Source organism: Micromonospora sp. CB01531, from assembly GCF_001905095.1.
Classification (GTDB): Bacteria; Actinomycetota; Actinomycetes; order Mycobacteriales; family Micromonosporaceae; genus Micromonospora.
Window position 1 is genome coordinate 1699 of sequence record NZ_LWLS01000131.1, and the last position, 26250, is coordinate 27948.

12 protein-coding genes and 3 pseudogenes are annotated in these 26250 nt (G+C 71.0%); 5 read left to right on the top strand and 10 right to left on the bottom strand.

Annotated elements, in window-relative coordinates; translation table 11 throughout:
- On the bottom strand, positions 1–2007 hold a 2007-nt coding region (locus A6A27_RS46635), incomplete at its 3' end, for a LysM peptidoglycan-binding domain-containing protein (protein ID WP_241825677.1).
- A gap of 483 nt (positions 2008–2490) precedes the next feature.
- Here A6A27_RS46635 and A6A27_RS39490 point away from each other — a divergent pair.
- Positions 2491–2859: pseudogene (locus A6A27_RS39490) on the top strand (IS110 family transposase); the annotation flags it as partial.
- Between the two features lie 89 nt (positions 2860–2948).
- Here A6A27_RS39490 and A6A27_RS39495 read toward each other — a convergent pair.
- Positions 2949–3491: a hypothetical protein gene (locus A6A27_RS39495; protein ID WP_073839778.1), complete on the bottom strand. Its 543-nt coding sequence runs from the start codon at positions 3489–3491 to the stop codon at positions 2949–2951.
- A 20-nt stretch (positions 3492–3511) separates the two neighbouring features.
- Between A6A27_RS39495 and A6A27_RS43960 the strand changes: the two genes are divergently transcribed.
- Positions 3512–3763, top strand: a complete 252-nt coding sequence (locus A6A27_RS43960; RefSeq protein ID WP_143194420.1) for a hypothetical protein — start codon at positions 3512–3514, stop codon at positions 3761–3763.
- Between the two features lie 314 nt (positions 3764–4077).
- Positions 4078–4368, top strand: a complete 291-nt coding sequence (locus A6A27_RS39500) for a hypothetical protein (RefSeq protein WP_073839779.1) — start codon at positions 4078–4080, stop codon at positions 4366–4368.
- A gap of 397 nt (positions 4369–4765) precedes the next feature.
- Here the strand turns inward: A6A27_RS39500 and A6A27_RS39505 are convergent, their stop codons facing one another.
- From A6A27_RS39505 to A6A27_RS39525, 5 genes are all read right to left on the bottom strand, one after another.
- Positions 4766–11770, bottom strand: a complete 7005-nt coding sequence (locus A6A27_RS39505; RefSeq protein ID WP_083673228.1) for a type I polyketide synthase — start codon at positions 11768–11770, stop codon at positions 4766–4768.
- Positions 11763–18047, bottom strand: a complete 6285-nt coding sequence (locus A6A27_RS39510) for a type I polyketide synthase (protein WP_158074142.1) — start codon at positions 18045–18047, stop codon at positions 11763–11765. The genes A6A27_RS39505 and A6A27_RS39510 overlap by 8 nt, the downstream gene beginning before the upstream one ends.
- A 216-nt stretch (positions 18048–18263) precedes the next feature.
- The gene (locus A6A27_RS39515) at positions 18264–18953 is read right to left on the bottom strand and encodes a helix-turn-helix domain-containing protein (RefSeq protein WP_241825679.1); all 690 of its coding nucleotides are present in this window, start codon (positions 18951–18953) and stop codon (positions 18264–18266) included.
- Positions 18954–19390: 437 nt separating this feature from the next.
- A complete protein-coding gene (locus A6A27_RS39520) occupies positions 19391–21505 on the bottom strand; it encodes a bacterial transcriptional activator domain-containing protein (protein ID WP_073839782.1) in 2115 nt (704 codons plus the stop codon).
- Entirely contained in the window at positions 21502–23325 is a 1824-nt protein-coding gene (locus A6A27_RS39525; protein WP_241825681.1) for an Hsp70 family protein, read from the bottom strand. The genes A6A27_RS39520 and A6A27_RS39525 overlap by 4 nt, the downstream gene beginning before the upstream one ends.
- Positions 23326–23555: 230 nt before the next feature.
- Between A6A27_RS39525 and A6A27_RS43965 the strand changes: the two genes are divergently transcribed.
- Positions 23556–23693, top strand: coding sequence for a transposase (locus A6A27_RS43965; RefSeq protein WP_143194421.1), 138 nt, complete (start codon positions 23556–23558; stop codon positions 23691–23693).
- Between the two features lie 138 nt (positions 23694–23831).
- On the opposite strand, the gene A6A27_RS39530 is transcribed toward A6A27_RS43965, so the two are convergent.
- Together A6A27_RS39530 and A6A27_RS39540 are read right to left on the bottom strand one after the other, a co-directional pair.
- Entirely contained in the window at positions 23832–25214 is a 1383-nt protein-coding gene (locus tag A6A27_RS39530; RefSeq protein WP_073839784.1) for an IS1380 family transposase, read from the bottom strand.
- 240 nt (positions 25215–25454) lie between these two features.
- A pseudogene (locus tag A6A27_RS39540) lies at positions 25455–25631 on the bottom strand (IS701 family transposase); the annotation flags it as partial.
- Between the two features lie 100 nt (positions 25632–25731).
- On the opposite strand from A6A27_RS39540, the pseudogene A6A27_RS39545 reads away from it, so the two are divergent.
- Positions 25732–25947, top strand: a pseudogene (locus tag A6A27_RS39545) (IS701 family transposase); the annotation flags it as partial.
- A gap of 37 nt (positions 25948–25984) precedes the next feature.
- Here A6A27_RS39545 and A6A27_RS39550 read toward each other — a convergent pair.
- Positions 25985–26250, bottom strand: a 266-nt coding sequence (locus tag A6A27_RS39550) for an IS30 family transposase (RefSeq protein WP_143194422.1), incomplete at its 5' end; no start/stop codon positions are given.

The following is a 26250-nucleotide window of genomic DNA, read 5'->3' on the forward strand; positions in this document are numbered from 1 at the left end:
CTCCGTGTCGGCGGGCAGGGGTGCTGCGGGCTGGGGGTGGGTGGGTGGGGCTTCGGTGGGGGCGGGTGCGGGCCGTTGCCCGGTGTGGGATTCGGCGAGGGTCGCGAGGAGATCGGTGGTCTCGGTCGGGTTGAGCACCGTGAGGCGGCCGACGTCTGCGGGGTGGGAGCCCGGCAGGGCGGCGCCGTCGGCTGGGGTGGTGGTGCCGTCAGCGGCGACGTGGACGCTGTTGCCTTCGGGCCACGTGCCGAGCAGCACGCCGTGGATGTCCAGGCGTTGCCCCTGCGCGAGCAGGGCGGCGATACGGGAGCGTTCGTGGCGGCTGGTGGTATCGGCGAGCAGCATGACCGGTGCGAGGGGTTCTTCGTAGGGGTCGGCGGCGCGTAGTTCGGTGAGGGTGTCGACCTCGTGCTGGTAGAGCAGTCGGGTGCGGTGCAGGGCCTGCGCTTCCAGGAGCTCGAGGGCTTCGTCGAGGCCGGCGGTGATGGTCAGTCTCGGTGTGTGGGGCAGGTTAATGGTGGCGGCTCCCAGCAGGGTCGCTGCGGTCGCCGACGTCATGACCACCTGGGTGCGGGCGTCGGGGTGGTCCGCGCCGCCGGTGGCCAGGGCAGCGGTGAGGAACCCGCGGGCGGCGGCGTCTGCTCCGGGTCCGGTGAGACCTAGACCGGCTGGCGGCCAGAGCGCCGACAGCGGGTGCGCGAGGGCTGGCGCTACCGGCAGGGCTTCACCGTCGTCGGGGGCATGGTCCAGGTCAGGCGCGCGATGTTCGCCGTTGACGGCATCGTCCTCATCGGGGCCGTCGCCGGGATCCTGGGCGTCGATGGCGTCATGGTTCCTGTTGTTGGCGTCGTGGCCCGCCTCGTCGGGCTGGGCGGCAGCGAGTCTCAGGTTGCGGCGGATCTGGTTGACCACGCGGGGCATCGGCGCCAGGTCCGGGTCATCCATGCGGGGCGACGTTGAGGGCTTACGGGGCACGTAGCGGCGTCGGCGGTGCGCCCATACCAGGGCGACGGCGGCGGCGATGGCCACGGCCAGGCCGAGGTCGACCCAGCTGCCGGTCGGCAGAGGCACCCCCCGCACATGGCGTTGCTCGCCTCGGTCGTCCAGGGTGGTTGCGGGCGCCGGTCCGGACGCCGTAGTGGTGGGCGAGACGGCCGCGTCATCACGGGGTGTGCCAGTGGCGGTCGCGGGCGATTCCGGTGGCGGGGCATGTTGTGCGGTGGTGGCGGGCGTGGGGTGGGCCGGCGGCGGGGTCGCGTCGGATTGCGGCTTACGTGGTTCGGGTCGCGTCGGGGATGCCTTCTGAGCGGGAGGCGTGGCCTGGTGCGGGTCTCGGGCGGTGGTGGGCAGCTGGAGGGTCCAGCCGGGATAGATCAGATCGGGGTCGCGCAGTGTCCCCCCAGCCTTGAAGTGGGTGCCGCGGTTGACGGCGAAGATGTCGCGCCAGCGGTCCGCGTCGCCGAGACAGCGGCGGGCGATGCCGGACAGCGTGTCACCGCGCCGGACGGTGTAGGTGTCGTGGAGTTCGCCTTCGGGTCGGGAGGTGCCGGTCGGGCGATCAGCGGCGCGAGGCGTGGGGATGGCAGCGCCCGCCGGCCGGGCCGGGTGGATGGCCTCGTCCGAGGTGGTGACGGTGGGGGTGCCGGCGGCGTGCGCGGGGACGGTGCTAGCGCTGATGGCGGTGACACCCAGGATGGCGGCGGTGAGGCTTCGCAGCGGTCCCGGTAGGTGCAGAGCCGGCAGCCATCGCAGCATCCGGGTGAGCCGGGTGTAGGCGTGGGCGGTAACGGCGGTGGCGAGCAGCGCCCACATCAGCCAGGCCGCGATGTAGGCAAGGACGGCAAGGAAACCGGCGGTCAGGGGCTGCTGGATCCACTCCTGGAGCTTGGCCGTCCACGACCCGTCTAGGTCAGGCCAGGCGGCGAGGTGAATGAGCACGGCCGGTACGACCGCGAGCAGAAGGACACAGGCCGTCATCGTGGCTGCCGACGACGCTCGGGTTCTCATCGCTGCCTCCTACCTGTCGATCTTGGTCACCGAGGGCTGGGCGGCAGGTGAAGTCATGCGGGGCTGCCGCGGTGCCGGGTGGCGGTGAGTCGACGCTATGGCGGCTACAGCCCACAGTCGCGGCTTGCTGGGCTTACAGGACCTCACACCGCCTTACACGACCTCACACCCGCAGGTCGGCGGCCTCCATGTCGGAGGCAGACCGCCGAGCGGGACGTGACCGTTGCTCTGCGACTGCTCGGCGACTCAACGCAGCGCCGCGGCGATCAGGTCGAGGGCGTCGAGGCTCACCAACTTGATTAGGAATCGTCACTGATCATTGATCGTGTCGAATTTCTTCGACTCGCGAAGGGCCGTGAAGCGTCTGGGTGTGTTCACCAGGTGACGCTTGGTCTTTGGGCTGGTCGGTCCGGTGACGTGGGTCGACCGTGAGCGCCGGTTCTCCTCGATCGGTGTCGAGCCGGTGAGTCGGAGTCTGCCGCGGGTGTCCTCGCTGAGGCCGGCGCCACGGTGCACCTGGCCCACCCGTTGGGAATGAAAGGCATCGCGGATCGGCGGGTGAAGAACGACGAGCGTGACGCCGCCGACCTGGCCGACCTGCTGCGCATGGGCCGCCTGCCCGAGGCGTGGATCGCCCCGCCGCAGGTGCGGGCACTGCGGGAGTCTGTGCGGCACCGGGCCAAGCTCGTCGCGCTGCGGTCCGGGCTCCAGGCACAGGCCCACGCCGTGCTCGCCCGGCAGGGCGCCACCCTGGCGCCCTCGGACATGCTCGGCGCCGCCGGCCGGCGGCAGCTCGACGAGCTGCGGCCCGACCCACCGTTCCAGGCACGCGTGCTGTCCTACTCCGGCTGATCGGCGCGTGCACCTTCGAGATCGACCAGGTCGGCAAGCAGGTCAGCGACGAGTTGAAGCACCACGCGGGGTTCCAGGCGATCCAGGCCCTACCCGACGTGGGCCCGGTCCTGGGCGCGGACCGCGCCGAGATTCAGGCGGTCGAGGTCGCTCTCGATAGCCTGTCGCACCTGGTATCCGAGATCGTCAGACGAGGCGTAGGTGCCGAGCAGGCTCAGCGGCATGAGCCTCTGTTTGAACTTCTCTAGCGCCTCGACCTGTCGGAGGTCAGCGTCACGCGGGATTGGCTCATCGGAGAAGTACACATGCACCGGCTTGCCTGCGGCGTGGGCCCGTTCGATCTCTTCAGCCGTCCCGGACACTGCTGCCTCGGTTGCCATGCCAAGGCGAGTATCGAAGAGGGCGAAAACGATGTCTGCTTTGTCGAGCTGTTCGTTGATCACGCCCTGACCGCTCGTGCTAAGCCGCGGGACTGCGTCAGTTTCCCAGCGAGTCGGTAGGAGGATCACTTGCACCCCCTCCGCACGGGCGGCGTTCCAACCGTGTAGCGCGCGGGAGACGGCATGGCGCTCCTCGGCCGTGTCACCTGGAGAGGCGATCAGTACTCTGAGCACGTGTGCATCGAAGGCCATGCGCTGGAGGGTAGCCGAACGTGAGTCTGCGCGTCGTGCGTACCGACGGCATGCAGACCGTCGGGTTGACCCGCCTGGTCGGCGCAGCCTGCGGCGTGGTGGAGCCGGTCGACGAGGACGCCGCGCTGGGCGCGGCCAGAGCCTTCGCCGGTTCGAGACGACTGCCGCCGGCGATCGCCAGGCGGCGGGCGTGGCTGGCGGCTTCGGCGGAGAGCGGGGTGTCCAACGTGGCGGCGTGTTCCCAGTCCACAGGTAGTCGGCGATGTCGGTGAGCATGCCGGGGCGGGCGTCGGCGAGCACCAGTTGCCGTTCGGTGGCCTTGAGCAGGCTGATCCAGTGCCGGCGACCGACCTCGGAGGTGACCGTGAACGGGGGCAGCTCCAGGCCGGTCCAAGCCTGCAGCGAGGCGACCCGGCGGGGTCCAGGTGAGAGATTCGTCGATACCGGCCTCGCGGAGCAAGCACCCACCGCACCGCCTCGTCCCAGCGCGGATCCACCAGCGTGGAATCTACGACGACGCGTTCGAGGTCCTCACATGAGCCCTCTACAGCCTGTCACGCAAGGAAAGGTTTTTCCGGCTTGATTGATGCTGGAGAAGGCGGCGACTTGCTGGAAACGCTGCGCCCCGCCGTCCTGGCCATCCTGGACTGATCGGCGGTGGACTTCGGTCAGTTGGCTCGGCGAGCAGCTGCAGGCCACCGCCGACGAACTCGCCGAACTGTTCCGCCACGAGCGCGTCATCGCCGACCTGAACGCCGCCGAGTTCACCGCACTGCGTGCAGCGACCGCGGCCGCCCGCACCGCCGGCGGCGGCGACGTCCAGCTGATCGCCACCGCCGCACACCGCCGCGGTCAAGAGCAGCCGGCCGAGCAGTAACGGGGCCTCGGCATGGATTCCCGAACGCTGGCGGTCCGCGCTGCCGTCGCCGATGAGCTCGACGTCGTGATGCGGCTGCTTCAGCAGCGAAGTGCGACCCGTAGAGCAGGAGCGTACGCATCGTCGCCTCTGACACCGAACCCGGCTCCGAGGTCGCGCCGACAAGCTGGGCCCTGCTCGCCGTGCTCGGCACCCAAGAACTGGTCCGGAGCGCGTCTCACCGGTAGCTGCGACCCGGGCGATGGGTGGCGCCAAAGAGATCTATGCGCGGAGTTGTCCGGTCATCCCGGCGGAGGCGGAGCAGCACGATCTCGCGACGAGCAAGGCACCCGGCCTCGGCCGGCGCCCTCCCGGATGCCGAAGAGATTGCGCACCGTCCCGTCGGGCGACGGCTGGATTATCCGGAGATTTGCGGGCTTCGCTCGCTCCTCGGCAGACGGCCGGCCCACTGCGAGATCGCCTCGCTGGTCTTGTCCACCGCCTCCTTCAGAACGCTGAAGTGGTCGGCGTCGATGTCGACGAGGGCCGCCCCCGATGGCTTGTCGACGTCGTCCGGCGATCTTTCCGTCCCGTCCAGGGCCCGGGTCGCTCGCAGGATGAGAATCTCGTCGGCGGGGTGCTGGGACGTGGGCCAGGTGAATGTCGCATAGCGGGCCATAGCGAGCGCCCAATTCCAGCCGAGATCGCCGAGTTGCTCGTTGCGTCGGGCGAGCTCGTTCTGGATGCCGTTGACGTTGTCGAGGCGGTCGATCTCGAAGTCGATCGGATCGATCATGACTACGCCCAGCGGGGAGCGCCCTCGTCGGTGCAGCTCCGTGGCCAAGGCGTGGGCGACCGGCGCTCCCGAGGAATATCCGACCAGGACGAATGGAGTGTTGTCGGAGTGGAACTCGATGATGGAATCAGCGTGGCCGCCGAGGACGTCCGGCGCTGATCGGGGCAGGGCTTCGCCGTCCGCGTAGCCGGGGTGCAACAGCAGGCGCACCTCGGGTCCGCCGGAGAATCTTTCGGAGAGTTGCCAGTACGACTCCTGTGCGGACTTACCGAAGAGCGAGGCCAGCAAATAGTAGGTGGGAGCGTTGCCGGTGCGGCCGAGCAGCGTGACGGGCCGCCGCGGGTTGTCCGCCGACCAGATCGGGGACAGGTCGGCCAGGGCCGCCATGCTCGTCAGGAAATCGCGAAGTGTGCCGGTGCTGACCGCTTGGCGCAGCAGCAGGTCGGCCGTGTTCAGGATTTCGGCCCGTGGTTCCCGGGCCGCCGCCGTCGAGGCGGGTTCCCGCAGGTTCTCGGACAGGTGGCCGGCCATCGCCCGAGGTGTGGGGTGTTCGAAGATGGCGGTCGGAGCGAGCCGGGTCCCGGTGGCGGCCGCGAGGCGGTTCCGGAGCTCCACGGACGACAGCGAGTCGAAGCCGAGATCGCGGAACGACCGCTCGATGTCGATCGCTTCCGGTTGCTGGTGACCGAGCACGACCGCGGTGTGCGACCGGATCAGTTCGAGCAGACGTCGTTCGCGCTCGGGTGGTGCGAGCGCGGCCAAGCGGTTGATCAGGTCGTCCTCGGTAGGGGTGGTCGCGGCGCCGGCTACCGGCCGTTGCTGCCGTGAGGCACGGGCTCGCAGCGCTGACAGCAGAGCCGGTGCCCGTTCGCCCGTCCCTGCGCTGGGATCGAGGCGTGCTGCGGCGAGCACAGCGGCGGGCGCCGAGTGTGCGGCGTCGAAGAGTGCCAGACCCTGCTCGGTCGGCATTGCCAGCAGGCCGGCCCGCTTCATCCGGGCCAGGTCGATGTCGGAGAGCCGCCCGGTCAGGGTGGAAGCCGACTCCCATCGACCCCAGGCGATGGATTTCCCGGGCCGGCCGTTGGCGGTATGCCACTGGACCAGAGCGTCGACGTAGGCGTTCGCCGCCGCGTACGCGGCCTGTCCGGCCGTCGCGGTGATGCCGGCCATCGAGGAGAACAGGGTGAAGATGGTCAGGTCGTGCCGGAGGGTGAGTTCGTACAGGTGCCGCGCGGTGTCCGCCTTCGGGCCGAGCACCGCGCGCAGCCTCGCCTCGTCGACCGATTCGAGCAGGCCGTCCTCGACCACGGCCGCCGCGTGCACTACGCCGGTGAGAGGGCGTTCGGCGGGGATACCGTCGATGGCTGCGGCCAGGGCCCGGCGGTCCGTGACGTCGCAGGCCACGATGTCGACGTGGGCGCCGTACTTCGCCAGTTGTTCCCGCAACTGAGTTGCTCCCGGGTCGGCCGGTCCGCGACGGCTCAGCAGGAGCACACCGGGCACGTGGTGGTGTTGCACCAGGTGTTTCGCGACGAGGCTCCCGACCAGCCCGGTCCCTCCGGTGATCAGCACGGTTCCGTGCCGGGTGGGCCGCGGCAGGCCGACGACGAGCTTGCCGATGTGCTGGCCGTGGATCAGCGCGCTGAGCGCGGCCGGCAGCTCGGCGAGTTCCCAGCTGGTCAACGGCGGCAGTTGCAGATGACCGCGGGTGAACCCGTCGACCAGTTCGTCGAGGGCGGCCGCGGCGGCGTCGAGGCCGCCGTCGAGAGTCTTGAACGGCCGGTACCGAACCCCGGGATGGTCGAGGGCGACCTGGTGGGGGTCGCGAATGTCGCGCAGGCCGGCCTCGGCGAACACGCCGCCGCGCGGCATCAGGCGCAACGACGCGTCGGTGAGCTCGCCGATGAGGCTGTTGAGCACCACGTCCATCCCGGCGCCACCGGACACGACGCCGAACTGGTGCTCGAAGCCGGTATCGCGCGAGGAGGCGATGTGCCGGTCGTCGAGGCCGAGCGCGCGCAGGACCGGCCACTTCGAGGGGCTCGCGGTGGCGAAGACCTCGGCTCCGAAGTGCCGCGCGAGTTGCACGGCAGCTGTCCCGACTCCCCCGGCGGCCGCATGGATCAGCACCCGGGATCCCGGCCGGACACCGCCGAGAGTGACCAGCGCGTGGTAGGCGGTCAGGAAGGCGAGCGGGACGGACGCCGCCTGTGCGAAGGTCCAGTTCTCCGGCACCGGCGCCAAAACCCGCTCGTCGACCACGGTGTCCGGCCCGAAGGCGCCCGGCATGGCTCCCATCACGGCCTGGCCGACCCGGACGCGGCTGACATCGCGGCCGACCGTGGTGACCACGCCGGCGCCCTCGCTGCCCATCTCCGCCGTCTCCGGGTAGAGCCCGAGAGCGAGCAGGCCGTCCCGGAAGTTGACCCCCGCGTAGCGAACCGCCACGCGGACGTCCCGGTCGCCCAGGGGCCGCTCGGCGTGCACGGAGTCCACGACGGCGAGCGACTCGACGGAGCCGGAACTGCCCGCCTCCACCCGCCATCCCGGCTGGGCGGCCGACGGATGCCGGAAGCCGGTCCTGGCCGTGACCAGGCGTCGTCCGTAGAGCTGGCCACCGCGTACGGCCAGTTCCGGCTCGTCGCAGGCGGCGACGTCGCCCAGCAGCTTTTCGTCGATGACCTGCGCAGCGTCGACGTCGACGAGCACGAGCCGGCCCGGGAACTCCGCCTGGACGGACCGGACGAACCCGGTCACCGCGGCGGCCACCGGGTCGATAGCGGCCCGGTCGCGTGCGACGACGACGGCCGCCTGCCGGGTGATCACGGGGATCCGCTCGTCGCCGGGGCTGTCGCGCAATCGTGCTCGCAGCCGTTCCGCGGCGACGGTCAGCGACGTGTGCAGGTCGTCGGTGGCGGGGTCGGGCAGGCACAGCGGATTCCGGAGGTCATCACCGGGCCGGCCGGCCGGGAGCGCCACCCAGTCCACCTGGTACAGACCGTCGGCTGCGCCGAACGGGACGGCCGTCTCGGGCAGCGGACGTACGACGAGCTGGTCCACCGTCAGGACGAGGGCACCAGTGGCATCGGCGCCGGTCAGTGTGAGTGTGCCACCGGCCGAGGTGCTGATGCGTACCCGCAGGGCACTCGCACCGGCTGCGTGGAGCCGGACGCCGGACCAGGCGAAGGGCAGTACGGTGCCCAGGCGGTCGGCGTCCTCGCCCAGGGAGCCGGCCTGCAGAGCGGCATCGAACAGCGCGGGGTGCAGCCCGAAGAGCCGAGCCGCGGGGCGTAGTTCATCCGGGAGAGCGACGTCGGCGAAGACGTCCGCGCCGCGCCGCCAGACGCCGCGAAGTCCGCGGAAGGCGGGGCCGTAGTCGTAGCCGCGCGCGGCGAGAGCCTCGTAGAAACCGTCCGTCGATATCGGCTTCGCGCCGGGTGGCGGCCAGGACGCGAAGTCCGTCTCGGATCTCGCGGGGGTGGGCACCGCGGTCAGCCGGCCCTCGCCGTGCAGGGTCCACGGTGCGGTGGCTCCGGTGTCCGGACGCGCGTGGACCAGGACGCGGCAGTCGCCGGCCTCGTCGGCCGCGGCGATCTGCACGCGAAGCTCCACCGAGCCTTGCGGGGGCAGCAGCAACGGCGCGTGCAGGGTCATCTCCGACAGATGCGGGAAGCCGGCCAGCTTACCCGCGCGCAGCGCGCACTCGACCAGCGCGGTGCCGGGCAACAGCGGTGTGCCGCGAACCTGGTGGTCGGCCAGCCACGGGGCGGTGGCGAGGGAGAGCCGTCCGGTCAGCAGCGGTCCATCGCCGTCCGGACCGGGGGTCAGCATGGCACCGAGCAGACCGTGGCCGGCGTCGGCGAGCCCCCAGGAGGCCGCATCGCCGGCCGGGCGCCCCGTGGCGGCCGGCCAGTAGCTGCTGCGGTGAAAGGCGTAGACCGGCAGTTGGGCGCTCACCGCGGCGACGTCGGCCGTGGCGGGCCAGGGCCAGGCGACCGGGGTTCCGCGTACGAAAAGCTCCGAAGCCGGCCGCAGCAGCGGGACGGCGTCCGTGTCGCGTCGGCGTAGCGTGCCGATCGCGGTCACTCCGGCGTTCATGGCAGCCTCGGCGACGTCTTTGATCGCGGCGATCAGCAGCGGATGCGGGCTGCACTCCAGGAACGTGGTGAAGCCGTCGGCCAGAAGGGCCTCGACGGTGCGGGCGAACTCGACCGGCTCGCGCAAATTGTGGTACCAGTATTCGGCGTCCAGCTTCTCGCCCGCGAGTGGCGCGGCCTGGACGGTCGAATAGAAAGGCACCGCCGCGGGCGCGGGGACCAGCCCGGCCAGGTCCGTCAGCAGCCTGTCCCGAAGCACCGTCATTCCCGGTGTGTGCGAGGCGTAGTCGACGGCTACCCGGCGGGCCGGCGTGCCCGTCGCGTCACAGGTGGACAGGAGCACGTCCAGGCTCGGGCCGCTGCCACCGACGACCACGGCGAGCGGGCCGTTGACCGCCGCGACCGTCAGATCCGGTGGCAGGTCGGCCACCATGCGCCGGACGTGGTCGAGGGGAGCCTCGATCGACACCATGCCGCCCGTGCCGGAAAGCCCCCGCAACGCCTGCGCCCGCTGGGCCACGATGCGCGCCCCGTCTTCCCGGCTGAGCACGCCCGCGACCACCGCCGCGGCGATCTCCCCCTGCGAGTGGCCCACGACTGCTGCCGGGCTGACGCCCAGAGCACGCCAGGCCGCGGCGAGGGCGAGCATCACGGCGAACAACGCCGGTTGGACGATGTCCACTTGCTCCAGCCAGAGCGGGTCGGCCTCGCCGGTCAGGACCTCGGTCAGCGACCAGCCGACATAGGGGGCCAACGCCTCGGCGCACGCGGTGATCTCCGCGGCGAACGCCGGCGAGGACACCATCATCTGCTCGGCCATCCCCGCCCATTGGCCGCCCTGGCCGGGAAAGACCAACACGACACGGTCCGATCCCGGCATCGTCCGGCCGGTGACCAGTTCCGGGTGCTCGATGCCGTCGGCGGCGGCCAGCAGGGCCGCCGTCCGCTGCGAGCTGGTGCCGTCGACGACCAGACGACTCGCGAACCGGGAGCGGGCGGCGAGCGCCGCGCCGACCGCGGCGGGGTCGGCGTCCGGGTGTCGGTGGACATACTGAGCAAGGCGCCGGGCCTGCTCACGCAGCGACGTCTCCCGGCGCGCGGTCAGTACCCACGGCGCGGCGCCGCCGGAAGCCGTCGGTGCGCCGTGGACGAGGTCCGGTGCCTGTTCGACGATGACGTGGGCGTTGGTGCCGCTGATACCGAATGAGGATACGGCAGCTCGGCGGAGCCGATCGGCGCCCGGCCAGGCTCGGGCCTCCTGCAGCAGACGCACGGCGCCGCTGTCCCAGTCGACCCGGGTCGAGGGGCGTTCGGCATGCAGCGTGGCCGGCATCCATTCGTGCTGCATGGCCAGAACCATCTTGATCAGCCCGGCGATGCCCGCGGCTCCCTGTGTGTGCCCGATGTTGGACTTGACGGAGCCCAGCCATACCGGGCCGCTGCCGGCGCGCCGGGTGCCGTACGTGGCCAGCAGCGCACCCGCTTCGATGGGGTCGCCCAGCGGCGTGCCGGTCCCGTGGGCCTCCACCACGTCGATGTCGTCGACCGTCAGCGAGGCGGCGTCGAGCGCTGCCCGGATGACCTGCTGCTGGGCCTTTCCGTGCGGGGTGGACAGGCTGTTCGAGGCCCCGTCCTGGTTGACCGCGCTGCCGCGGACCAGTCCGAGCACCGGGTGACCGTTGGCGCGCGCGTCGGACAACCGCTCCAGCAACACCACCCCGGCACCTTCCGACCAGACGATGCCGTCGGCGTCCTCGGCGAACGCCGCGCATCGCCCGCCCTTCGACAGGCCGCCCATCTTGGCGAACTCGGCGAAGGACAACGTGGTGGACATCAGGGTCACGCCGCCGGCGATGCCCAGCGAGATCTCGCCGGAGCGCAGCGCCGCGACCGCATCGTGCACCGTGACCAGCGAGGACGCGCACGCCGCGTCGAGGCTGACCGCCGGCCCTCGCAGGCCGAGGGTGTATGCGATCCGGCCGGACACCACGCTGATCGCGTTTCCGGTCAGCAGATGACTGCCGGTGTCCACTCCGGTCCGGCGCAGCAGATCGGCATAGTCGGCGAGCGTGACACCGAGATAGACGCCGGCGCCGGTGCCGCTGAGCCCGCGCGGGTCGAGGCCGGCACGCTCCAGCACCTCCCAGCTCAACTCGAGGACGAGTCGCTGTTGCGGGTCCATCGCCAGTGCTTCGCGCGGACTGATGCCGAAGAACTCGGCGTCGAAGTTCCCGATGCCGTCGAGAAACCCGCCGCGCGGGGTGTAGGTACCGTCGCCTTCGGGATCCCAACCCCGGTCATCGGGTAGGGGGCCGACCACGTCGCGGCCGCTTCGCACGAGGTCCCAGAAGCGTTCGGGAGTGTCGGCCCCGCCGGGAAAACGGCAGGCCATCGAGACGATCGCGATGGGCTCGGCGGCCGCAGCGTCCAGCTTCGTGATCGTGCGCCGGGCGTCAGCCAGTTCCAGCACCGCGCGCCTCAGGTTGCTGCGAAGTGCATCTGCGGTGGCCGGCTCCGCGAAGCTAGGCATCCTCGTCCCTCTTCCTGGCGGTCAGATGAGTCGTGCTGTTCGCCTCGAGAAGCGCGAAAAGTTGTTCGTCGTCGGCGGTGGCCACATGGTCGGCGAGTTCGTCGGCCTCGGACGCGGCAGCGCTGCCGAGCGTCGGCGGGTGGAGGCGGTCGGCCACGGCGGCGAGCCGGGCGGCGGCGGACACCCGGGCGGGCGAGCCGGCCGGCAGCGCGGCGAACTGGTGCTCGATCTCGTCGATGGCACGGCTCAGAACGGCGTCGTGGGCCGTCCGGGTGGCCGTCTGCACGAGCTGGGCAGCGAGGGCGTCCAGCCCCGGGTGATCGAAGGCCAGCGTCGTGGGCAGCTGCAGTCCGGTGGCCCGGCACAGCCGCAGCTGGAGTTCCACCGCACCGACCGAGTCCAGGCCGGTGTTCGGCCACGCCTGATCGCCGTCGATACGTTCCTCGGGCGGCGTTCCGAGAATGGCGGTCAGCGCGTCGGCGACCACCCGGCGGGCGGCAGCCAGTTGTTCGTCCGGTGCCAGCAGACGGATGCTGGCGCTCCAGGCCGACGGCTCATCGCCGGACGCGGGTCGCGGCGGCCGCTGGTCGGCATCGGGCTCCAGCAAGCCGCCGAGCAGCGGACTCGGGCGGGACATGGTGAACAGCCTCGCGAAGGTGGCCCGGTCCAGATCGGCGACCACGGTCGTCGGGCTGTCCCGTCCGATCAGTGCGGGCAACAGGTCGAGGGCGGTCCGCGGGGACAGCGCGCGCAACCCGGCCCGCGCCAGGACGGTGCCGTGCTCACCGCCACCCATCCCGGAGCCCTCCCACGGACCCCACGCCACCGCGGTCACCGGCCATCCGTCCGCCCGGCAACGTTCGGCGAACGCGTCGAGGAAGGCGTTGCCGGCCGCATAGGCGGCCAGGTCACGCGCTCCCCAGACGCCGGCCACCGAGGAGAACAGGACGAGGGCGTCCAGAGATGCCGGATCGAGCAGGTCCACCAGGACGCGAGCACCCTCGGCCTTCGCGGCGGCGCGCTCGGACATCTCGGCCGGGCCGAGGTCGACGAGGGCGCGCGGGAGCACCGTACCGGCCAGATGGAACACCGAGCGTAACGTCTCGCCCTGGTCGGCGATGGTCCGCAGAACCGCGGCGACGCTGCCGCGATCGCGCACGTCGCCGGCGATGACGCTTACCCGGGCGCCGGCGGCGGCGACCTGGGCGCGCACCTCGCCGGCGCCGGGCGCATCGGGGCCGCGGCGGCTGAGAACGACGACATGGGAAGCCCCGTTCTCGGCCAGCCACACCGCCAGATGAGCGCCCAACCCTCCGGTGCCGCCGGTGATCAGCACGGTTCCCGACGGTCGCCAGCCGGCGGAGTTCGAGGACCTCATCGGCGACAGCCGGCGTGCGTGGACCGTCTCGCCGCGCAGCGCGATCTGGTCTTCGTGGCCGGTGGTCATCAGGTCGAGCAGCTGCCGGGCATCGACCTGATCAGGAGGAACCGGGAGATCGACCAGCCCGCCCCACAGCCGGGGATGTTCCAGGGCGGCGACCCGGCCGGCTCCCCAGAGCATCGCCGCGCGCGGATCCGGCGGCAGGTCGTCGCCGGATATCCGGACCGCGCCTCTGGTCGCGACCCACAACCGGCCCGGGGTCCCGCTGCGGACCAGGGTGCGCAGCAACGCGGGCAGATAGTCGAGTGCAGCCGGGCCCGGGAGCCACAGCACGCCGGCCGCCGGGCGGGCGTCAGCGGTTTGTCCCAGAGCGCTTCGCACCTGTTCCAGTTCGGCCCCGCCGAGATGGTCGGCGCCGATGCCGGCCACTTCGGCGCCGGCGCGTCGCAGCGCATCCTCCATCGGCTTGCGACCGGCGCCCAGCACCAGCCAGCGTTCGCCGTGAGCCAGGCGTGACCCGCCGCCGGACGGGACCGGCCGCCACTCGACGTCGTGGCACCACGCGCTCGTCCGGGCCGTCCGGGGACCGGGGTCCGTTGACTCGGACGTCGCCCGGCGGGGCCAATGGCGGTCCCGGCGGAACGGGTAGGTCGGCAGCTCGACCAGGCGCGCTCCGCGCGGAACCCGAGACGACCAGTCGATCTCGACGCCTGACGCGTGCAGTTCCGCCAGGGCCTTCGTCAGCGCCGGTGACTCGGCTCGGTGGCTTCCGCGCAGCAGCGATACGACGAGCTCGTCATCGCCGGCATCGAGCCCCGCGGACAGGACGGCATCCGGTCCCACTTCCACGAACCGCGTGACACCGCGCGTCCGTAGCGTCGCCACGCCGTCCGCGAACCGGACGGTTTTGCGCACCTGATCGCACCAGTAGCGGGTGGACAGGAGCTCCTCGCCGGCCAGCCGACCGGTCGTGCAGGAGACCAGAGGCGTTCGGGGAGCCCGGAAGTCGATGGATTCGAGCACCTCCTCGAATCGCTCGAGCATCGGAACCATGCGATGGGAATGAAACGCATGGGAGACGGGCAGGCGGCGCGTACGGCGTCCCAGATCCGAGAACACCGAGGCGATCCGAGCTACTTCGTCCTCGTCGCCGGAAACCACCAGGGAACGGTCCGAGTTGACGACGGCCAGATCGACCCGGGCACCCAGCAGGGGTGTCACCTCGTCCTCCGAGGCCTCGATCGCCGCCATCGCGCCGCCGGCCGGCAGCTCCTGCATCAGCCGCCCGCGGGCCAGGACCAGACGGCACGCGTCGGGCAGCGAGAGCACCCCGGCGATGTGCGCTGCCGCGACCTCGCCGGCGGAGTGCCCGAGCACATAGTCCGGTTGAACGCCGTAGCTTGCCGCCAGGCGGGCGAGCGCCACCTGCAGGGCGAAGAGCGCCGGCTGAACCCATTCCGTCCGGCCGGCCACGACGAGCTGATCGTCGTTCACCAGGTCGGCCAGCGGGCGCCCGAGGTGTGGTTCGAAATGCTTCGCGACGGCGTCCCACGCTTCTTTGAACACCGGCTCGTACCGGGCCAGCTGCCGGCCCATACCGGCTCGTTGCGTTCCCTGGCCGGCGAAGAGCATCGCGATGCCGCCCGCTCGCCGGACCCGGTCGAGGACGACCACATCGTGCGGCCGGCCCGATGCGAGGGCCGAAAGGCCGGCTGCGACGTCGTCCCGATCCGGATCGATCAGCACGGCACGATGCGTACCGCGGGCCCGGCCCCGCAGGAGAGTCAGCCCGACATCGTCGACGCAGGCGTCGGGAGCCCGGGTCAGAAATCCCCGGAGCCGATCGGCCTGGTCCTGCAGGGCTTCGGCGCTCGCGGCCGAGAGCAGCCACGGCAGCGCAACGGCCGGCGCGGTGGGTGGGTTCGGCGGCCGGGACGGCTCCACCGGCGGTTCCTCGAGGATCAGGTGTGCGTTGGTCCCCGAAATCCCGAAAGCCGACACGCCGGCCAGCCGGGGACGCGTACCCCGTGGCCAGGGCGTCGCCTCGGCGAGGAGCCGGACCTTCCGGTCATCCCAATCGACGTGGGAGCTCGGCCGGTCGAGATGCAGCGACCGCGGGAGCAACTCGTGGCGGAAGGCGAGAATCACTTTGATGACACCGGCCACGCCCGCGGCCGCCTGGGTGTGCCCGATATTGGACTTCAGCGATCCGAGGGCGACCGGACCGTCCGCCGGTCGCCCGGTCCCATAGGTGGCGAAGACGGCCTCGGCCTCGATCGGATCGCCGAGCCTGGTGCCGGTGCCGTGCGCCTCCACGGCGTCGACATCGGCCGGCTCCACACCGGCGGCGGACAGCGCGGCACGGATCACGCGCTCCTGGGCCACGGCGCGCGGTGCGGTGAGGCCGTTGGAGGCCCCGTCCTGGTTCACCGCGCTGCCCCGCACCACCGCCAGGACACGGTGTCCGTTGCGACGGGCGTCGGTCCACCGTTCGAGGACGAGGAAACCCACGCCTTCGGACCAGCCCGTGCCGTCGGCCTCGTCGGAGAAGGCGCGGCACCGGCCGTCCGGACTCAACCCGCCCATCTCCGAGAAGGCCACGAAGATGTCGGGTTCGGACATCACCGTCACGCCGCCGGCCAGCGCCATGTCGCATTCGCCGGCGCGTATCGCGCGGGCCGCATCGTGCAGAGCCACCAAGGACGAGGAGCATGCGGTGTCGATGCTCAGCGCCGGGCCCTCCAGCCCCAGTGTGTAGGCGATGCGACCGGAGACCAGACTGCCCAGCGAGCCGAGCATCACCTGCCCCATGACGTCGAGGCCACTGCGCAGCGCGGTGTCCCGATAGCCGGAGGAATACACCCCGGCGAAGACCCCCACCGGCTTGCCGGCCAACGATCGCGGGTCGATGCCAGCGTTCTCCAGCGCCGCCCACGACGTCTCAAGAGCGAGGCGCTGCTGGGGATCCATCGTGACGGCCTCACGGGCGGACAGGCCGAAGAAGCCCGCATCGAACGCGGCGACGTCGTCCAGGAAACCGCCCTGTTCCGTGATCGAGGTTCCGGGGCGGGAAAGCTCGGGATCGTAGAGCCGTTCCAGATCCCAGCCGCGATCGGCCGGAAACGCGCTGACGACGTCATGTTCGTTGCACAGCACCGTCCAAAGGTCTTCGGGGCCGGCGATCCCGCCGGGCAGACGACATGCCATGCCGACGACGACGATCGGGTCCTCCGCCGCAGCGGCCGTGGCTCGGGTCTCGGCCGGCCGATCGGAGGCCCGTTCGCGGCCCGTGAGCCTTTCCGCCAGGTGCGCAGCGAGCAAGCGTGGACTCGAGTAGTCGAAGACGAGACTCACGGGCAACGTCAAGCCGGTCGCCGCGTTGAGCCGGGCGCGCAGCTCGACCGCCGCCAAGGATCCCCCGCCTAGTCCGGCGAACGGCACGTCGGCGTCGATCTCGGCGTCCCGGCCACGGCCCAGCACCGCGCGTACGGTCCCGAGCACGAGGTCGAGCAACTCACTGTCGACCGGCCGGGCGACAGGTTGCTCCACCGAGTCCGGCAGGTTCGGCCGGATGGGTCGCCCCGGCAGGACGAGGTCAACGGCCGATCGCTCCGGCACCAGCTCGGCCCAGCGCACATCTGTCCCGGCCACGTGCAGGCTTGCCAGTGCGGCCAGGAACATCCTTTCCTCGGAACCGGAGTCCGACACCAGCGGCACCGCCAGCACATCGCGGGTGGTGTTCGACGCGATCATCGGCGAGAGCACGCTATCGACACCGATCTCCACGACGGCGCCGACGCCCATATCGGCCGCCTGCAGCATCGACTCGCCGAAACGTACGGCATCGCGGGCGTTCCGCGTCCAGTACGACGGATCACTCAGTTGAACGCCGGTCACCGGACCGCCGGTGACACTCGACACCACCGAACGGTCGACGGCCTGCCACGGAATCGACCGCACCAGGTTCGTGATCCCGCCGAGAGTCGGATCCATGAGCGGCGAGTGAAAGCCGTGCGAGGTCCGCAGACGTTTCGCCCATCGACCGAGCGCGCGGAAGGCGGCGGTAGCCTCGTCGGCGGCGGCCGGGCTGCCGGCGATCACCAGTATGCGATCGGTGTTGACCGCGGCGACCGAAAGCTCGGGACCGACGAACGGCTCCATCTCCTCCGCTGTCGCCTCGATCGCCGTCATCACCCCGGGATATGGAAGCGCATCCACCAATTCGGCGCGCCGCACCACGAGTCGACAGGCGTCTTCAAAAGGAAGCGCACCGACGAAATGGGCTGCCGCGGTCTCCCCCAGGGAGTGCCCGATGATCTGATCCACCGCTACGCCGGCGGCCTCCAACAGGTGGTACTGAGCCACATGGAGGGCGAAGAGCGACGCATGTTCCCAAACGGTGTCGCCGAGAAGCGCACCGTCCCCGTCCCAAAGCACCTCGCGTAGTGGCCCGGGCAGGTAGCGTTCCAACTCCTCGGCGACCCGGTCGAAGGCGCGGGCGAAAACCGGGAAGCGTGCGTGGAGGAGCCGCCCGCTGCCGTGCAGATCGGAGCCCAGTCCGCAGAAGACCGTCGCGACGGTGCCGATCGTCGGCCGGCGCCGGCCGGCGACCACGTAGGCGCTGGACTCCCCGGCCGCGATCGCTCGCAGTCCCTCCACGAACTGCATGCGCGTCGCACCCAGTACAACGGCCCGATGGTCACCGCGTGGTTTCTCCCGGCGAAGAGCCGCAGCGACATCCGCGATCTGCACGGCTGGGTCGTCGAGCCATGAGCTCAGCAAAGTCCCGGCCCGCACCCGCAGCTCTTCGCTGTCGGTTCCCTCCAGTAGCCACGGCACCACTGCTGCCTCGGCCGGACCGGTCTCTGCCACGTTGCCCCTCTCGTGATCGACCACCTCAGAGCGAGTAGCCGACGATCTGGTCGTCCCGCTCGGACCTGGCGCCACCCCGGCGACGGGTGCATGCCGACCGGGACGCCTCGCGCCGACCGCCGACCTGCCGCAGCGCTGCTGCACGCGGCGATCTCTTGCCCTCAGCATCTCCTCGCGAACGGGGGGTCCTGTCAGGCATATCAACGGCCGACGATCACGTTTTGTTCACCGCCGGGGCTGTCAACTTCGGCTGACCACTCCAGACCGCCGGGCAGACCCGGATCCGCGGGCGTGGCACTCCGGCCGAGGCGACCGAACCGGTCGACTTCGCCGACCTCGCCGCCCACGTGCTGACCACGGTGGCTGTGAGATTCCGCGGTCGCCTGCACGGATGTCTGCGGTCCTCTGCACGGCTGCGATCAACGTGACACCACCAGCGGACCGCCGATCCCTCGCGGCGTCCGGTCCCTGCCGCGCCCCAACTGCGGCCGCCGGATCGAGCTTCGCCGCCCGGCGGACCAGAGCGCCCTTCGACGGAACCGGCAACCCCCGGCTCAGGCACACCCGGGCGACCTCCCGGTGCACCGCGGCCATAGACCGCAGCTGCCTGCTCAAATAGCGGGTCCGTAGCACCTCACGGATCACTGCCTCCACCGGCTCGGACAGCTGCTCACGGCCGCGGCCGCCACTGGACTTGCCCGGGACCAGATCCGAAACCACGCCCGCTCCGGCCCGCCAACGCCGCAGCAGTTCGTACACCTGCCGGCGGGAAATGCCCAGCTCGGCAGCGGCCGTGTCCGCCGCCACATGCCCCACAGCATCACCGTCGGCCAGCCGGCCGATCACCTCGGCCCGGCGTACCGCCAACTGCCACACCTCCGCAGGCGCGGTCAGCACTCCGCGTTCCGCCACCACGCTCGGGTCGTCCATCGCCGATCCTCACCGTCGTGCACAGGAACACGCGGGTCAGATCGACGTTAGTGCATACGAATCCGGTCCGGCCAGAGGTCTGAACTCGACTGCACCAACCCGGCCCCCGGCACGCCGCCAGTCGGTAACGGTGGGGTCGATCCACGAGGAAACCGCCACGGCCGCGAGAAACGAGCACCGCCACCAAGCTGAGAATCCGGGACCGAATCCACCTACCGCCATCCCTTAACCGCCAGGGAAAACGAGAACCTACAGCAGATCAATACCCACGATCTGCCGGCGGTCGTACTCTGCCTGCATAAGGGGCCTCCTTCGTCGTGAGACGTGAGCACCCCGAGCATCCCGCCCGGGATCCACGAGGAGCGAGGCCGCTCCTTCATGCCATCAAGATCGTGGCGGGTGCCCACGAGTCCGCGGATTTTCCCGATTCCCTTGAGCTACCGGCCAGGAGTCACGGCTTTGTTCAACCATGCGGCCATGTCGTGGACCTCGTTGCCGGGCTCGAGGCCGGCGTCGGAGAGGCGGCGGGTGTAGGTGCCGTGCAGTTCGGCGATCGCGTCGTGGTCGCCGAGGGCCGCGAGGACGTTCATCGCCCGCATGTGCAGGTCGGCGTTGTAGGGGTCGACGCGGATGCCTTGTTGCAGCACGGCCAGGGCGTGGTGCGGGTCGGACGCGGCGTCGGCGAGGGCTATGTGGGCGTCGATGACGTGCCGGCGGGTGGCTTCTCGGACCGGGTCCAGCCACGGCCAGGGGCGGCCGGCGGCGAGGTCGCCGGGGTAGGCGTCGATGATCGCCTGCCACGCGATCGTGGTGTTGGTCTTGGCGATGGCGGTGGCGGCGTGCTGGACTGCGGCGTGGAAGCGCCACAGGTCAACGTCCAGGTGGTCAGGGTTGAGGCGGTAGCGGTCATCGGTGTGGTCGACGATGGCAAGCCCGCAGGCGGCCCGGACGGTGCCGCGCAGCTCGCTGAGGGTCGTGTAGAGGCGGCCGGTGAGCGAGTGTCGGGGCAGGCCCGGCCAGATTGCGTCGACGAGGTCCCTGCTGTCCGCCCCGTCGGGGTGGGCGGCGAGGAACACGAGGGCCTGCATGGCCGCGGTGCGGCGGATGGCGATCGGCTCATCGCCGAAGGCCAGCATCGGGTTACCCAGGACCCGCAGCTCGAGGCGGTGGCCGGGGGCAGCGGGTCGGGGACGGGGGTCCTGTCCGGTTGCCTGCCGCGGCACCCTGGGGCGGGATTGCTGCACGGCGTGTGGGGTGGGATTCGGTGTGGGCTGGTCGGATGGCGGGTCGGTGTGGGCGATCACGGTGAGCAGGTCGATGGCCGCCTGCGCGTCGAGGACGCACAGCCGTGGTCCGTGCCACTCGGGCCGGTCCGGGTCGTGGGTGTGGCCCGCCGCGTCGACCTGCCATGTCGGGGCGGCTGGCCACCCGCCCAACACCACGACGGTCGCGCCGGCAGGCGGCAGGACGGCCAACCGCTGCGCGGCCGCACCGGATGGTGGTTCGTCGATGATCAGGACCGCGGCCGCTCGGGCGTCCGGCAGGTCGTCGCCCCGGCGTGACTCGTCTAGCCCGTGGCGGTCGTGGCCGCGAGTTCGGGAATCAACTGCCTGCACCGCCTCGTCGAGGCTGGAAACGACCTGCAGCCGTGGCAGGTGCCGCTGTAGTTCCTCGGCGGCGGCGCCGAGCAGGCCGGCGAGGGCGGTGCGGGTGACGACGAGCGACATCGCCGGGTGGCGGCGTGCGGTCAGCAGGGCGGTGACCAGCAGGCCCCGGGCCGCGGCTGCGCCGCCCGCTCCGGTCAGCCCCACGCGCGGGGCTGGAAGACCGGAGACGAGGGCCGGCATCGCACCGGAGGATCCGTCACCATCCGGGGTGGCGTCGCCCGGCTGCGGTGTCGGGGGGTGGTCGGCGAGGGCGGCTTGCACGGCGGTGGCGGTCGCGGGTAGCGGGGCCAGGTCCGGATCCTCGCGTGCGGGAGGGCCGGGCCGGCGGGGCCGATAGGTGAGGCGGCGGCGTAGCCAGACGAGGGCTGCGGCGGCGGCGACCTGGTCGGCGACCTCCCGGGACAGCCAGCCGCCGGACACCGCCACTCCGTCATCACTGCGCCTGTAGGCGTCGAGGTGGGCGGTGTGGTTTCGGCTATCGAGGGTGCCAGCGGCGATGGGGAGGGCAGGTTCCGGTGGCGCGGCGGTCGCCGTGTTGGCGCTGACGGTGAGGACTGCCGCTCCGGCCATTCCGCTGGCCGTGGCCTGCAGGGGCGTGGGTAGGGGCATGCGGCGCAGCCATGCCGCGCCGGCGCGGAGGCGAGCCAGGGCTCGGACGGTGACCGTGTAGGCCAGCACCAACCACACGAGCCACGCCGCGACGGTCAGCGCGGCTGCGAGGGTCTGCTCGGTCAGCGGCTGCTCCACCCACGCCCGAACCTGCTGCCCAGTCGGCCATCCCCGCATCGGCGGGTCGACGACGAACAGCAGCACCGCTGGTGGGCCGATCAGGAGCAGGAGGACGAACAGCAGCGACAGCACCTGCCGCGGCCACCGCAACCTCACCCACCCCCATGTGGCGGCGAATCAACTGCCCGCATTGCTACCTGCGCCTGCTGGGAAGGTGTGGGGGTGGCGGGGCGGACGATGCGGGTCCACAACCGGGCCGCCCACCACACCGCCACGGCGATGGCGTAGAAGACCGCGAGAACGCCAGAGGCCTGCCAACTGACGATCGCCGCGGCGATCAGCGCGAGCGGCGTGGCGAGGATCAGGCGGAACGCCAACGGTGTCACCAGCGCCATGACCACACCTACGCCGAGCAGGAGGCCACCGAGGCGGCCGGCGATGTCGATCCACAGCTCCAGGTGCGGCCACCGTGTAGCGGTCAGCGAGTACTGGATCAGCAGCATGCCCGCGGTGGCGGTGATTACGGAACCGGTCGGCACTGTCAGCAGCGCCGGCCAGCCGCCGTGCGGCGCCCGCCACTGGCGGGCGGCGACCACCGCCACGGCTACGGCCATCAGCACAATCGGGGTGATCGGCCACAACGCCCAGCGCAGGAACCCACCCATCGGCAGCCTGAAGTACTGGCTGGCGACCACCGCGTACAGGCCGGCGACCGCGACTCCGAGGGACACCGCGGCGAGGATCCCGACGCTGACCTTCCCACCTTCCGATCTGACATCCGGCGTGGGGCTGTGGACGGCGATGAGGGAGCCGAGGACGGTTCCCGCTGCCAGGCACGCCAGCAGGGCGAGCACGGCCGCCATGGCCAGCTCGCCCCAGTTCAAGAGCACCCAGTAGTGATATCCCCGCAGTATTCTGCTGCCGTTGTTGTACTCCGCGGTGAGGAAGTACTGCCAGATCAGGGCAAGGGACGCCAATCCCGGCACCGCGATGGCCACCGCCCGCCGCACCGGCGGCACCGGCACCTCGACCGGCGGGCCTACCGCCGCTGCGTCCGCGGCACCCGCATCCGCGGCGCCCCGTACTGCCGCGGTGGCAGGGTCTGGGACCAGGGTCGGGGTGACAGAGGCGGTCTCGGTGAGTGCCTTTTCCAGCAGCGGCATCCGGGCGGCCCCGCCGACGCAGTAGACACCGGCGAGGTCGGTGGTGTTGATCTCTGCCGCGGCGATCGTTTCTGTCGTCAGCTGGGCGACGCGGTGCAGGACCGGGTGGGCGGCTTGTTCCAGCAGGCCGGTGTTGAGCACCACCGCGGAGCCCTGGGGCAGTGGAACGGTCACCGCGACCCGGTCGGCCAGGGCCTGTTTCGCGGCGCCGACGCTGGCCAGCAGCGGCCACCGCTGCCCCTCATCCGGCGGGCTGCCGTTGGCGAGCATGGTGGCGAGGGCTTCGTCGATCGCATTGCCGCCAGCGCTCGGATCCGCGAGGGTGGCGAGCACCTCGAACCCGGCCGGGCCGCGCCGCAGGACACTGACCTCGGCTCCGGCGCCGACATCGCAGACCACGATGAACGACCCGACCGGCAGCTGCACCCCCGCCGCGACAAGGTGACCGGCCACCGCCACGGGGGCTTCGATCAGGCGGGGTTGGGGCAGGCCCGCCCGGTGAGCGGCGTGCCGCATCCACGTCCGCCGCCGCGGGCCCCACCCGGCCGGCACCACCAGCCGCACGTCCTCCACCACCGACCCGACGACCCGCTGCGCCTCCCCCGCGACCCGCCGCAAAGTGGCAGCGACCAGATCGAGTGGGTCGACATCCGAGCCGGCGACGGTGAGCCGCTGCTCGGGAGACTGCCGTGGGGCCGGGATGAACCGCTGCGGGTCGGTGGCGGCGGCATGCCACGCCTGGTGGCCCGTCAGCACGTTCCCGTCGCCACCGAGCAGTACCGCGCTGGGCAGGGCGGGCTCGCCGTCGAACATCAGCGACAACCATCTGCCGTCGGGCCATGCCACCACCGCGGTAGTGCTCGCACTGCCACAGTCGATCGCCAGCCGCGCCTCCCCCGCTCGCATAGACCCCAGTCAAACATGAGGATCACCTTCACGTCACGCCCGAATCACTCACAGAGACGGCGAGCTTCCGGACGGACGCGACACCCTGCTCAACCTGCTGCGCGCCCGCGCCCACCCCACCCACTGGTGAGATCACCGTGCTCGACGTAGACGACTTCGCCTTGTGCAGAGGTCATGTCTACGGCACCGTACTGCTGGACATGCACACCCGCCGTCCGGTCGACGTGCTGCCCGGCCACGACGCCGAACCCCTAGCCTCGATCGTTCACGGCTGATGTCGGGCGTTCCGGTCCCGCGTCTGCGGTCGTTCATTGTCGATGCGACCGGGTCCGGGGCATGGTGGCGGGCCGTCTGTCGCGGCGGTGGGCGTGGTCTCCTTGGGTCCTCCGGTCGGCGGGGCAGGGCTGAGCTGGTCAGCCGGGGGCGGGGATCGCCGCGATCCGGGTGAAAGCAGCGGTGATCTGGTCGGCCCAGGGCCAGGTCGATGGGATGCGTAGCCGGCGGCGGCGTTGGCCTCGGGTGAGACGGGCGGCGGTGTGTAGCAGGCGGTAGCGCAGTCGTTTCGGTTCGGCTTTGGCCAGGTCGCCGTCGAGGGTGAGCAGTTGTAGCCAGGCGATCAGGTCGCAGGCCATGGCGGCGGCGGTGCACCAGGCGGCGTTGATGGCGAACTCGCGTGACGGTAGGCGGCGCAGTCCGGTGTCTTTGGCGCAGCGGATGCGGTCTTCGACGCGGGCGTGGGCGCGGTGGCGAGCTTCCAGCCACTGCAAGGCGCCGGCGGCGGTGTTGGTGACGAACGCGGTGTAGCGCCAGCCGTCGCGTTCCTCGAACAGCGACAACTGTGCGCCGGGGTACGGCCGTTCGCGACGCACGATCACCCGCATGCCGGGCGGCCAGCCGGCCAGGGTGAGCAGGCCGGTCAACTCCGCGACCTGCGCGCCGTCGCGGATGCCGCCGTCGGCGTCCAGCGCCGGTGACCAGGCCGCGGTCGGCAGCGCGCTGATGGCGGCGCGTTCCGCCTCGCCGATCGACCAGCCGATCGAGTACTCAACGCGTCGGTTGCGCTTGGCGTCCTGCGCGGTCAGCCAGTCCAGCACGGCGTGGGTGGCGGCGGCCGAGTCGCCGCGGATGAGCAGGTGCCGCCGGTGCGCGACCGGGACCTGCGCGAACGCCTCGGTCAGCACGGTGAGGTGGTCGGCGGCGGTGTTGGCTCCGGCGTTGCCGGGCCGCAGTTTGATCGTCAGCAGTTCGCCGGTGTTGTCGCAGGTCACCAGGATCGGATGGAAGCCGTACGTGTGCTTGTAGGTGGCCGCCGCGCCGTCCTTGTCGCTGTGCGCGAGCACGATCGTGGAGTCCACATCCAGCACCACCACGCCCTCGCCGAGATCCCGGCCCGCGGCACGAGCAGACGGCACCGACCCGATCAGGCCCCATACCCGGGCACGGACTTTCGCCCGCGTCCTGGCGATCCGACGCAGCCCGACGTCACTGATCTCATCGAGGGCCCGCCAGCACGTCGCTGGCGACGCGACCTGGCCGAACACCTCACACTGGTGGCGCAGCACCTCGATATCCGTGATCGCCTCACCGCCATCGGCGATCATCACCGCCAGGTCGACCAGCACCCTGCCCCGGTCCCGGCCCGGGACGAACCCACGCCGGCTCAGCGCCACCGACAGCGCCTGCGTCAGCCCGCTGCGATCAGCCAGCAGCCGCAACAACGCCGCCCCGACATGCGAGACCACACCATGACCGCCGACCTCGACGGACAAGCCCTTCGACCACTGGGTAATCTGCACCTACGAAGTGCCTTCCACGCGGGGTACCTGCACGACTCGACACCGGGCAGTTTTCCTTACGTGGCAGGCACTTCGCCATATCTACCGGCCCGCTGGATATCCAAGATCACAGCTGCCGTGAAAGGCCGAGGCTAGTAGTGCTTTGTTGGGTTGTGCCGTCGTATGGGCGTTTGCAGGTGTGGCAGGCGCCGGCCATGACGACGGTCAGTTGTTGTAGCTCGCGCACCACGGCGTAGAGGGTCAGGCCGGCGCATCCGCTTTTGGGTTTAGGCGTAGCAGGGTGCAGAAGGCTTGGGCGAGTACGGTGAGGGTGACGTGGCGGTGCCAGCCGGTGAAGCTGCGGCCTTCGAAGTGGTCGATGCCCAGGCCTGTCTTGAGTTCGCGGTAGTCGTGTTCTACCCGCCAGCGGATTTTTCCGACCTCGGTCACGGACAGGCCAGCCTCGACTTCCAGCACTGCGCGGTAACGCTGCGCAGAATGCTTCGGCGTCTCGCGTCAGGCCGTGTACCGCTGGTTGGGCTGGTATAGCGACGAGGTCTACGGCGCCGACCCCGACCTGCGCGCTGACCTGGAACATCGCGGGATCGGCTACGTCCTGGCGGTCGGCTGCGACCGACGCGTGACGGTCAACGACGGCCGCACCCTCGTTCGCGTCGGCGACCTCGCCGACCGGATCCCCACCGCTGAGTGGCAGCAGCACGGTTGCGGGCCGGGGGCGAAAGGCCCCCGCGACTAGGCGGTTTCTGGGGGTCCTCGCAACACCTGGTGGCTTAGTTGGTTGTCAGTAGATCACGCAGACGCTCGGCTGGGTTGTCCCAGCCGAGCGTTTGTCGTGGGCGGCCGTTGAGTTCTTGGGCGACGTGTTCGAGGTCTTCGGGCCCGTGCACGGACAGGTCGGTGCCCTTGGGGAAGTACTGGCGTAGCAGGCCGTTGGTGTTCTCGTTCGATCCGCGCTGCCAGGGCGAGTGCGGGTCGCAGAAGTAGACCGGCACTGCGGTCGCGACGGTGAACTGCTTGTGGGCAGCCATTTCCGTTC

Excerpts from the sequence above, each read along its gene's own strand:
- A6A27_RS39515 (WP_241825679.1), bottom strand. The coding sequence starts at position 18,953 with ATGGACGACCCGAGCGTGGTGGCGGAACGCGGAGTGCTGACCGCGCCT.
- A6A27_RS39525 (WP_241825681.1), bottom strand. The coding sequence starts at position 23,325 with ATGTTCGACGGCGAGCCCGCCCTGCCCAGCGCGGTACTGCTCGGTGGC.
- A6A27_RS39505 (WP_083673228.1), bottom strand. The coding sequence starts at position 11,770 with ATGCCTAGCTTCGCGGAGCCGGCCACCGCAGATGCACTTCGCAGCAAC.
- A6A27_RS39495 (WP_073839778.1), bottom strand. The coding sequence starts at position 3,491 with ATGGCCTTCGATGCACACGTGCTCAGAGTACTGATCGCCTCTCCAGGT.
- A6A27_RS39500 (WP_073839779.1), top strand. The coding sequence starts at position 4,078 with ATGCTGGAGAAGGCGGCGACTTGCTGGAAACGCTGCGCCCCGCCGTCC.